Genomic DNA, 9633 nt, shown 5'->3' with positions numbered 1-9633 from the left:
ACGTATGCAGGAAAACTTAATCGCCGCGCACATAGCGCTGGCCAAAACGGGTGAGCAGCGCCAACGCAATGCCCGCCACCAGCCATACCGGCGAGACAACTATTGCCAACAAAGCGCCATCAATAACCGCCATGCCCGCAATCATGCGCGGAATAACCGGCCCACGGTAAGGTTTGCCGCGAATATGTTCGTAGCGTGCAACAAAGGTTAACGACAAGGTGTACACAAACTGCAAAGCGGCTGCAATTAATACCCATTGCAACCATTGTGCGGACAAAGCCATAAGCACCACCACAAACACCAGCGCGCGCGCCAGGCCCATCACCAAAATACTGGCAGCAGTTTGTTTATGGAACACATCATAAATAACAATGGTGGCAAACAAGGCACTTGCGGCCAGCACGCCCATCAGCGCGAAAGGCGCGAGCGCCACAATCACAAAGCCCGTTAAAAATAATGCGCAGGCAATAAATACGGCAGTTTTTACACTGACGCTGCCAGTCACTAAAGGGCGATAGGGCTGGTGCTGTTTATCCCACGAATAATCGCACAAGTCATTCAATACCATGCCGCCGCAATAAAAAGCCGACAGCGCCAGTGCTAACAAGGGCAACCAACACCATTGCACACTATTGGGAATAGCCTGATCAATTAACACCATCGCCGTGAGTACATTCATCCACACCGTGGGCAAATTACTGATACGGCACAACGCAAGGAGCGGTTTTATTTTCATTGTGTATTCCAAGGTAAAAAATGCATTACTAAAAATTATTCATCGAACACATGGCGCAACAGTAAATCGCATACATCGGTGGCAGCTATGGGTTCACTAGGCACCAGGTGCGCTTCGGTGGACATAAAAATCGGCGTAGAGTCAGCACCGGGCAATGCCAAACCATGTGATCCTTTCACTTGTTCCGGCTGTATGGAAATCACATCCATTAAATAGCGGAAACCTAACTTTTTGCGCAACACCTTGCCTGCCATACGCAGCATGGGGAAACGCAGCGTGGGGTTAAAAAATAATTCGCAGGGGTCATAACCGGGCTTGCGATGGATTTCGACTGTGGGTGCAAAATCCGGCGCTTTGTTATCGTCCAACCAATAGTAATAGGTAAACCAGGCATTGGCCTCAGCTAACAAAACCAATTCGCCCGAGCGTTCATGGTCCAGCCCCAACTCACGTTTTCCTTCCGCATCCAATACCCGTGCAATACCCGGCTGTTGCTCGAACAATGCTTTTACGGTGGGAATTAATTCAGCGTCTTGAATATACACATGGGCAATTTGATGGTCGGCCACCGCAAAGGCTTTACTGGTTGCAGTTTCCAAATACTCGCGCCCCAAATCGGTTTTTACCGCGAGTAAATTCGCTTGGCGCAAAATGCGATTGGGGTGAACCGGTGTATCCACCGCACCAATACCGTATTCCGATAACACAATCACCCGGCAATTGCGCGCAGTAAAAAAGTCGAGCAGTTTACCCACCAACCCATCCACTTCTTGCAGGTCTTTGCTGATATCGCCTTGGGGGCCGACTTTTTGTAAGCAGTAATCCAAATGCGGCAAATACACCAATTGCAAACTGGGGGATTTTTTTAGCTCCACGCTTATCGCGGCGTCGGCAATCCAGGCGCTGGATTTAATGGAAGTCGCTGGCCCCCAAAATTGAAACAAGGGAAATGGCCCAAGTTCTTGCGATAATTCTTCGCGCCATTCCAGTGGATAGGTATAACAATCCGGCAGCTTACTGCCATCGGCGCAATAGAGCGGACGCGGCGTTAAGGTGTAGTCTGCACCGGTGGCCATGGCATACCACCAGAAGGTATTGGCGCAGGTGAACGATGAATCTTTTGCGCGTGCTATATCCCAAATTTTTGGTGCTTGAATTAAGCGGTTGCTCTGCCGCCACAACCAAACTTCATTAAGGTCACGAAAATACCAGCCGTTGGCAACTATGCCGTGCTCCGCCGGTGTTTTTCCGGTGAGGTAAGTGGCTTGCACCGCGCAGGTAACGGCGGGCACCATGGGTTTTATATCCACACTGTTGCCCAGCAATTTTTGTAAGTTGGGTGTGTGCTCGCCAATTAAATTGCGCGTTAGCCCCACCACATTAATCACCAGCGTTCGTTGCATAAAACTTACCTATTGTATTTTTTCGTCATACTCGCGAACGCGGGTATCCATAAAAATCTTAATTATTTTGGCCGAGCAGATTTTTCACCCACTGCAATTCGCGCGCAATGGATACATCCAGCGGGTAATCCCGTAAGTGGGCGGGCAGATTTTTAAAACTGTAGGTTTCCACTTCTAATGGAATAGACGCATCCAATTGCGGTAAAAAATCGGTCAGGAAAAATTGCGTGGTGGTACATGGCCCGAGGTTATCGATAAAAATCGGCACATGAAAATGCACACGGCATTCACTATAAACTTCGCCATTTTCAAGTGCAGCTTGCAGCTCCGGCAAATCGCTAAAACGATGCAAACCCTGCGCATGTTTGGCAACCGCCTGATGCAAATACACCGGCTCGTTAAATTGCATTAGCGTGGCAATTTGCTCGCCTTGCGCCCGCAGGGCACTGGAGACTTGTACTTTCGCAATAGTGATATTGGCAGCGCGCAGCCGCGCGAGCACATCGGCGGCATCTTCAAATTCCACTGCCTGGTGACAACAGTCAAAACAAATCCCAATGTAGGTTTTTAATTCCGCCGGAAAATCCATACGCGCAAAAAATGCGATGGTCTCTTCTGTGGTTTCCAATACACAGCAGGGTTCAGGCTCAAGCGCCAGCTGCACCAAAATACCGCTACGCTCATGCAGTGCGCGCAAATGCGCCAGCACATCGATTAAATGATCGCGAACTAGCGGCCAATCAGATTCCGCAAAACCTTGTTTATAAGCGATAGGGACAGTGGAAATAGATATTTGCGGCGCGCGTGTTGTTAAGGCAACAGCCAGATCGGCCAAGCGTTTGGTATACACCACACGTTCTTGTGTACGCCAATCAGGTTCATAGACCGCCGCTTTAACGGGCTGATCATGAAAAGTGCCGTAGGGAAAACCATTAATGGTGAGCAAGTAACAATCGTGTTTTTCGCACCAGGCGCGGAACTCGGCGATTTTTTTATCGTCCAGTTCAACGCTGGCCTGCTGGGCGATACGCAGCCCAAGCGGGAACGCCGCATTAGGTGAAACCTGTCGCTTTACACTCAAGCCGTGGGATTCAAGGTTATCCAGCACATGCCGCCAGGATTCGCCGGGATGAATATTGCTGCAGTAGGTTAATTGGCGCATCAGTGGTGAGCCACCAAATGATTAACGCTACGCTGCATCACATCCACATCGATATGATTAAATTGCGCCGCCTGCCCTTCGCCCGTCAACAAGGTGATGCACAGCTCGCCACCCAAATGCTCGCGAAAATCTTGCAGGGCTTTGTGAATATCCAGTTGTGTTAATGCGCTGTGACTCAGGCTAAAACCCAAATCACGTAAAGTAGCCACGATTTTTTCCAACAGCGCTGGCGTAATCAAACCCATGTTGGTCGAATAGAGCGAATCCAACGCAATGCCAATGGCCACGGCTTCGCCGTGACGTAAATCGTGGCCGGATAATTCTTCCAGGCGATGTGCCGACCAGTGGCCAAAATCGAGTGGTCGCGCGCTGCCGTATTCAAAAGGATCGCCGCTGGTGGCGATATGATGCAAATGCAATTCGGCGCAGCGGCGAATCATATAGGCTACCGCTTGCTCATCAAATGCAGCAAGCGAGTGGCGATTCTCGTACAGCCAATTAAAAAATTCTGCATCTTTAATCAGCGACACCTTTACTGCTTCGGCAATACCGGCGCGCTGGTCGCGTTTGGGCAGGGTTTGCAAAAAAGCAAAATCATTGATCACGGCAAACGGCGGCACAAAAGTGCCTAAATAATTTTTGCGGCCTAAAAAATTCACCGCATTTTTTACCCCGATACCCGCATCGTTTTGCCCCAGTACCGTCGTGGGCATACGGATCAAACGAATACCGCGATGGGCCGTAGCCGCCGCATATCCCATGGCATCAATCACCGAACCGCCGCCAATTACCAACACAAAACTGTGGCGATCGATTTTGTAATCCTGTGTCAGGCGATAAAAGGTTTCCACTTCTTGCGGATCACTTTTACAAATTTCACCGCTGCGCACCACCAGCGGCGGCAGGATTAAATTAATCCTGTCACTGTGGCAGCGCGCGTATTCCGTCAGGTCGTCAATGAGTTGCGGGTGGTTTTTCAGTACATCCGCATCCACTACCGGAAACACCTTGTGCTCGCGATCACCGGCGCGCGCCAGCACCTCGCACAACACCGGGTTTTCTACCGCAAAGGTGTGATGGGTAAAACTCACTGGGAATTCATAGCTGACGCTAAAGCGTTGGATAATCTGCGACATCATTTCTACTGCATCTATTTAATTAGGCACTGGCTCATCAACACGCGGTTTTTGCCCGCGCAATACCGAGTTGTCACTGTAGGACTGGCGCTGATCAATCACCGGCGTTTGCATTAACGCATCCACATCAATTTGACCCGATTGGGCGTAGGCGGCAATAGCGTTGCTCCAGGTGGTCAGCTCGACAGCGGCGGGATCAATACCGCGCTCTAACATCAATTGTGCAGTTTTGGGCACCGACAAGGGATCGCTTACACCCCAGTCCGCAGAACTGTCCACAATGATGCGCTCGGGGCCGTACTCGCGCACAATTTCTACCATGCGCGCCGAACCCATTTTGGTGTTGGGGTAAATGGTAAACGCAGCCCAGGCGCCGTAGTCCAATACATCGCGCACGGTTTCTTCGTTGTTGTGGTCGATAATTAATTTGTGCATGGGCACACCCATTTCACGCGCGACATCCATCGAGCGCAATACGCCGCGTTTTTTATCGCGATGTGGCGAATGCACCATCACTAGCATGTCGTAATCTACCGCCATTTTTAATTGCGCCTGATAGGCAAATTCTTCAGCGGGTGTCATTTCGTCGTAGCCAATTTCGCCAATGGCCACTACGCCTTCTTTTAAAATAAATTGCGGCAAAATTTCCAACACTTCCCGCGCGAGGCCTTCGTTATTGGCCTCTTTGGAGTTCAGCCCCATGGCACAGTAATGGGCGATACCAAATTGCGAAGCGCGAAAGCGCTCCCAGCCAATTAAACTCGCGTAGTAATCGATAAACGAACCGATATTGGTACGCGGTTGGCCAAACCAGAACGCCGGTTCAATGACGGCGCGAATCCCCGCGGCAGCCATAGCTTGATAGTCATCCGTTGTGCGGCTGGACATATGAATGTGCGGATCAAAAAATTTCATAACTAAAATTCCCGGTGATTGTCTGTCGCGCCGACAGAGGCATTGTTGTGGGGATCACGCCAATAACAGTTGGGCGTCTACTGGAATATCACGCCCGGCACTGCGACGCTCATCAATATAGTCATTTACCATCGCGATTAATTCCGGCGTAGTGCGCTTATTGAAGCCATAAATGCCTGTCAGTGGCTCGCCGATAAATAAGGCCTTGAGCAGCATTTGGTTCCAGACGAGAGAATCAAAATGCAAAAACGCGTAGGGTGAACCACAGGCAACCGCTGCAAAAACCGAACGCATATTGGTACGGCAGCCCTCAGCCGCGCGCCACAGATGCTGTTCCGGCTGCGGCAATAGGCAGAGCGAGCGATAGTAAGCGCAGGCCTCGCCTTCATCGGCAAAGCGAAACCATTGGTTAAATTTGGGGGGGAAATCCGCATCAGCCAAATCATGACGCGACAAGACAAAACTGACACGCACCAGATCCAGCAGGCTCCAGGCCGCCAGGCTCCATCCGGGAATTAATGCAGCGGCGAGTTGATCTTCCTCGCGCGAGGGAGCCAGCATCTGGCGCGGCACATGCCTGCTCGCCAGGGAGACCAACTGGGTAAAACGATCATCCGTAACGCCAGTGGAAATTAGATCCTGAGTGCGCAGTACAAATTCATTGACCGCCGAATTCACACGCACTGCCAACACACTATTCAATAGCGCCAGACAGGGATTGCTCATGTTTTTACAGCTTTTAGGAGAAGGTTATTGTTTTTATCTTGCTTCAACCTCAGGGTAATTTTAGGCAGGAGAGCGGAGCAAGATGAATACGTATGCAAGCCATGCTTGCTCACCCTATCCCTGATGAAAAAGCCAATCAATATAAATATGACTTTATTAGACCATTACCCTGCGGGCGGGAAAAGCGAAGAAACGCTAAGAAAAGAAAAGAGGGAGACCAAGCGGGCAGTAACACGATTAAACCGTCAGAAAACCATCGCAACACCTGCCCTATTTACGGGTAAGGCAGGTGTGCGACAACAATAAGGACTTAACTGAACAAATTGCGGAAGAACAATTTCAAATTATCGAGCAAGCGAGCAAAGAAACCCGCCTCTTCTATCGCTTGCACAGCCACAATCGGGGTATTGACCAGAAGTTGACCATCCAATTCCACAGTGAGGTTACCCAGCTCCTGGCCAACAGCAATCGGCGCTTTGATGACTTCATTGATGTGCATTTTGGCTTGCAGCGATTGCTCGCGGCCTTTTGGCAAAGTGAGCACTATATCTTTGGGAATGGCGAGACTGACTTCATCGGCCTGACCTGCCCACACGCGGGATGTGCCCACTTGCTGGCCCGCTTGATACAACGGCGTGGTTTGGAAGTAACGGAAACCATAGGCCAGCAGTTTTTCTGTTTCAGCGGCACGTGCACGCTCATTGGCGGTACCCATGACCACAGCGATAAAGCGCGTATTGTCACGTTTGGCAGAGGCGACCAAACAATAACCGGCTTCGTCTGTGTGACCGGTTTTCAAACCATCAACCGCGTCATCGCGGAATAACAGGGTATTGCGGTTGGGCTGGCGAATATTGTTGTAGGTAAAGTGTTTTTCCGCATACAGCGGATAGTGTGTCGGGTGATCATTGATAATGGCGCGCGCCAGTACAGCCAGGTCTTTGGCCGTAGTCAAATGCCCTTCTGCAGGCCAGCCCGATGAGTTTTCAAAATGGGTGTTGGTCATGCCCATACGGGCAGCGGTTTGGTTCATCAAATCCACAAATGCATCTTCATTGCCGGAAACATATTCGGCCAAGGCAACGGTTGCATCATTGCCGGATTGGATAATGACGCCGCGCAGCAAATCAATAACCGGCACTTGGGTGCCCTCTTTGACGTACATGCGCGAACCGCCCATTTTCCAGGCTTTAACGCTGATATTGACCAGTGAATCTTCGCTGATACGGCCTTTTTCGATTTCATCGACCACCAGATAGCTGGACATCATTTTGGTCAGGCTCGCCGGTGGCAGGCGCTCGGAAGAATTGAATTCAGCAACAATGGCACCGGTGGTGGCATCTACCAGAATATAACCGGTTGCCGCCAATTGCGGCGCGGCGGGAATGGCCTGTGGCTGCTGTTGCACTACTTGTCCGGGCGTGGGTGTAGGCAAGGTTGCGGAGGGAACAGGAGCGGTGGGCTGCTGTGCAAATGACAGGCTCGAACTGGCGAGCAATATACTGGCAACAAGTTGTTTAATCATGATGGGCAACACTCTGTAAAACGAAAAATAAAATGAATCCGCGAATTGTAACAGTGATAAGCGCTGAGTTTATTGATAAACCACATGCGCTTCGTAAATTTTAATGCGCGCTAATTGATCGCGCGCATCCTGCAGGGATTTCGCATTGGTAAATGGCCCAATACGCACGCGATGAATTTCTTTGGGTGACTGCGCAGAATTAATAGTGAGCGGATAAGTAATTTTGGTGCCTATGCTCGCGGCAAATTGTTGTGCGGATTTTTTTTGCGAAAACGCACCAATTTGTAAATAAGTGCCGGGCGGCAAGGCAGATTCAATGTGTGCGGCTTTTGTATTGTTAGCGCGCATGGGAATAGGTGCGGCGTCGTGCGGCAAGGCGATTTCCACTTCAACGCGGCCAGTGCCGGTTTTGTGAATACCAATACGCTGTGCGGCGGCATAGCTCAAATCGATAATTCGCCCTTGGTGAAACGGGCCGCGATCATTAATACGCACCACAACACTCTTGCCATTATCCAGATTTTTCACACGCACATAGGAGGGAATGGGCAAGGTTTTGTGCGCGCCAGTCATGGCGTACATGTCATACACCTCACCATTTGAGGTGTGATAGCCATTAAATTTTTTGCCATACCAGGAGGCATAACCGCGCTCTTTGTAAGAGGTTTCATCCTCAATCAAGTGATAGGTTTTGCCCAGTACGGTATAGGGGTTTTTATTACCGGCGCGAGTGCGCACTTCATAACGTGGCACTGCATCCGGCACATGGGAGAGATCCACATCGGCATCGGGACCAAAATCCTTATCGTGGGCATAGCGCCCATCATTCGGGTTATGGGGCGCCTTGCCTTTACCCGTCGGTGATTTTTGTGGCGCAGAACAAGCGGCAAGCAGCACACATAAGCCAAGAATCCAGAGCGATTGCAATTGATACTTCCCCATCTGCTGCCTTGTCTGCGCCACCAATCCCATTAGTTCACTCCCGCTGCCGAGTTGTTGGATTTGTTCATCGCGTTTTTAATTTCCACACTCAAGTCATACACGGCCATGGCGTACATCGGACTGCGGTTGTAGCGGGTAATGGTGTAAAAATTTTGCAGGCCGAACCAATACTCCAACCCCTTTGCGCCATCAAATTCAATGGCGATTGCCGGGATTTTGCCATCCACTTTCGTGACCGGCACAACACCGGATTTTTTCCAGTCATTGATCGTCACGCCAGGTTGCAGCACCTGATTAAATGCTTCATTAGCCAGTACCTGGTTGCGCGCCTGGGATAATTTGGCAGGCACTACGACTGCTTTACCCGTTTGCCAGCCATGCTTTTTGAAATAATTGGCCACACTGCCAATAGCATCGGTGGGATTGTTCCAGATATCGGTAAAACCATCGCCACTGAAATCCACAGCGTAATTACGGTAGCTGGATGGCATGAACTGCCCATAACCCATCGCACCGGCATAGGAGCCTTTGAACTCCAAGGGATCATGTTTTTGCTCGCGTGTCAGGATTAAATAATTCACCAATTCCGAACGGAAAAACGGTGCGCGCGGCGGATAGTCAAACGCCAGTGTGCTCAGCGCATCCATCACATACCAACTGCCCATGTTGCGGCCGTAATTGGTTTCCACGCCGATAATCGACACAATAATTTCGGCGGGCACACCGTATTCTTTTTCGGCCAGCGCCAGCGCCGCACGGTGCTCATGCCAGAAGGCGACGCCGTTGGTCACACGCATGGGCACAATGAAAATCGGGCGGTACTCTTTCCAGGTTTTGGATTTTTCGGCGGGGCGCGCAATGGCATCAAGGATAGGCTGACGCTTCTGCGCTTTGCTCAGCAGTTGTTTCACTTCTGCCGCAGTAAAACCGTGCTGCTGCACCATTTCATCGATAAAGGCCGGCGCCAGAGGGTGGGTGCTGTAGTCGGCCCAAGAGGGAATCGCCATTCCCAACCCCAGCAACAGCGGCAGTGATTTTGTGGATACCAAACGCATAAAAGACAACATAAAACCTCGTTTCCTGGTTTG

At 50.6% G+C, this 9633-nt stretch carries 10 protein-coding genes; 1 reads left to right on the top strand and 9 read right to left on the bottom strand.

The window, feature by feature from the left end; translation table 11 throughout:
• Positions 1 to 16: 16 nt before the first annotated feature.
• The 6 genes from B0D95_RS19650 to B0D95_RS19625 are packed head-to-tail and all read right to left on the bottom strand — an operon-like array spanning position 17 to position 6078.
• Positions 17 to 736 carry a UbiA family prenyltransferase gene (locus tag B0D95_RS19650; RefSeq protein WP_078045453.1) on the bottom strand — a complete coding sequence of 240 codons (720 nt, stop codon included), beginning with the start codon at positions 734 to 736 and terminating at the stop codon, positions 17 to 19.
• Between the two features lie 35 nt (positions 737 to 771).
• A complete protein-coding gene (locus B0D95_RS19645) occupies positions 772 to 2139 on the bottom strand; it encodes an alkaline phosphatase family protein (RefSeq protein ID WP_078045452.1) in 1368 nt (455 codons plus the stop codon).
• 58 nt (positions 2140 to 2197) lie between these two features.
• Positions 2198 to 3301: a metabolite traffic protein EboE gene (gene eboE / locus B0D95_RS19640; RefSeq protein WP_078045451.1), complete on the bottom strand. Its 1104-nt coding sequence runs from the start codon at positions 3299 to 3301 to the stop codon at positions 2198 to 2200.
• Positions 3301 to 4440: a 3-dehydroquinate synthase gene (locus tag B0D95_RS19635; RefSeq protein ID WP_246841663.1), complete on the bottom strand. Its 1140-nt coding sequence runs from the start codon at positions 4438 to 4440 to the stop codon at positions 3301 to 3303. The genes eboE and B0D95_RS19635 overlap by 1 nt, the downstream gene beginning before the upstream one ends.
• A gap of 15 nt (positions 4441 to 4455) precedes the next feature.
• Positions 4456 to 5352 carry a TatD family hydrolase gene (locus B0D95_RS19630; RefSeq protein WP_078045450.1) on the bottom strand — a complete coding sequence of 299 codons (897 nt, stop codon included), beginning with the start codon at positions 5350 to 5352 and terminating at the stop codon, positions 4456 to 4458.
• A 54-nt stretch (positions 5353 to 5406) separates the two neighbouring features.
• Positions 5407 to 6078 (bottom strand): EboA domain-containing protein, encoded by a 672-nt coding sequence (locus B0D95_RS19625; RefSeq protein WP_078045449.1) that lies wholly within the window; start codon positions 6076 to 6078, stop codon positions 5407 to 5409.
• Between the two features lie 92 nt (positions 6079 to 6170).
• Between B0D95_RS19625 and B0D95_RS19620 the strand changes: the two genes are divergently transcribed.
• Positions 6171 to 6362 (top strand): hypothetical protein, encoded by a 192-nt coding sequence (locus tag B0D95_RS19620; RefSeq protein WP_149867956.1) that lies wholly within the window; start codon positions 6171 to 6173, stop codon positions 6360 to 6362.
• 26 nt (positions 6363 to 6388) lie between these two features.
• On the opposite strand, the gene B0D95_RS19615 is transcribed toward B0D95_RS19620, so the two are convergent.
• The 3 genes from B0D95_RS19615 to mltB all read right to left on the bottom strand — a co-directional run bounded on the left by B0D95_RS19615 (position 6389) and on the right by mltB (position 9612).
• Positions 6389 to 7603, bottom strand: a complete 1215-nt coding sequence (locus B0D95_RS19615; RefSeq protein WP_078045447.1) for a D-alanyl-D-alanine carboxypeptidase family protein — start codon at positions 7601 to 7603, stop codon at positions 6389 to 6391.
• A 69-nt stretch (positions 7604 to 7672) separates the two neighbouring features.
• Entirely contained in the window at positions 7673 to 8545 is an 873-nt protein-coding gene (locus tag B0D95_RS19610) for a septal ring lytic transglycosylase RlpA family protein (protein ID WP_246841662.1), read from the bottom strand.
• A gap of 29 nt (positions 8546 to 8574) precedes the next feature.
• Positions 8575 to 9612: a lytic murein transglycosylase B gene (gene mltB / locus B0D95_RS19605; protein WP_078045445.1), complete on the bottom strand. Its 1038-nt coding sequence runs from the start codon at positions 9610 to 9612 to the stop codon at positions 8575 to 8577.
• Between the last annotated feature and the right edge of the window lie 21 nt (positions 9613 to 9633).

Source organism: Cellvibrio sp. PSBB023 (assembly GCF_002007605.1).
Classification (GTDB): Bacteria; Pseudomonadota; Gammaproteobacteria; order Pseudomonadales; family Cellvibrionaceae; genus Cellvibrio.
The sequence above is the reverse complement of the archived record's forward strand: the minus strand, read 5'-3'. Positions and strand labels throughout refer to the sequence as shown.

Excerpts from the sequence above, each read along its gene's own strand:
- B0D95_RS19650 (WP_078045453.1), bottom strand. The coding sequence starts at position 736 with ATGAAAATAAAACCGCTCCTTGCGTTGTGCCGTATCAGTAATTTGCCC.
- B0D95_RS19645 (WP_078045452.1), bottom strand. The coding sequence starts at position 2,139 with ATGCAACGAACGCTGGTGATTAATGTGGTGGGGCTAACGCGCAATTTA.
- eboE (WP_078045451.1), bottom strand. The coding sequence starts at position 3,301 with ATGCGCCAATTAACCTACTGCAGCAATATTCATCCCGGCGAATCCTGG.
- B0D95_RS19635 (WP_246841663.1), bottom strand. The coding sequence starts at position 4,440 with ATGATGTCGCAGATTATCCAACGCTTTAGCGTCAGCTATGAATTCCCA.
- B0D95_RS19630 (WP_078045450.1), bottom strand. The coding sequence starts at position 5,352 with ATGAAATTTTTTGATCCGCACATTCATATGTCCAGCCGCACAACGGAT.
- B0D95_RS19625 (WP_078045449.1), bottom strand. The coding sequence starts at position 6,078 with ATGAGCAATCCCTGTCTGGCGCTATTGAATAGTGTGTTGGCAGTGCGT.
- B0D95_RS19620 (WP_149867956.1), top strand. The coding sequence starts at position 6,171 with ATGCAAGCCATGCTTGCTCACCCTATCCCTGATGAAAAAGCCAATCAA.
- B0D95_RS19615 (WP_078045447.1), bottom strand. The coding sequence starts at position 7,603 with ATGATTAAACAACTTGTTGCCAGTATATTGCTCGCCAGTTCGAGCCTG.
- B0D95_RS19610 (WP_246841662.1), bottom strand. The coding sequence starts at position 8,545 with ATGGGGAAGTATCAATTGCAATCGCTCTGGATTCTTGGCTTATGTGTG.
- mltB (WP_078045445.1), bottom strand. The coding sequence starts at position 9,612 with ATGTTGTCTTTTATGCGTTTGGTATCCACAAAATCACTGCCGCTGTTG.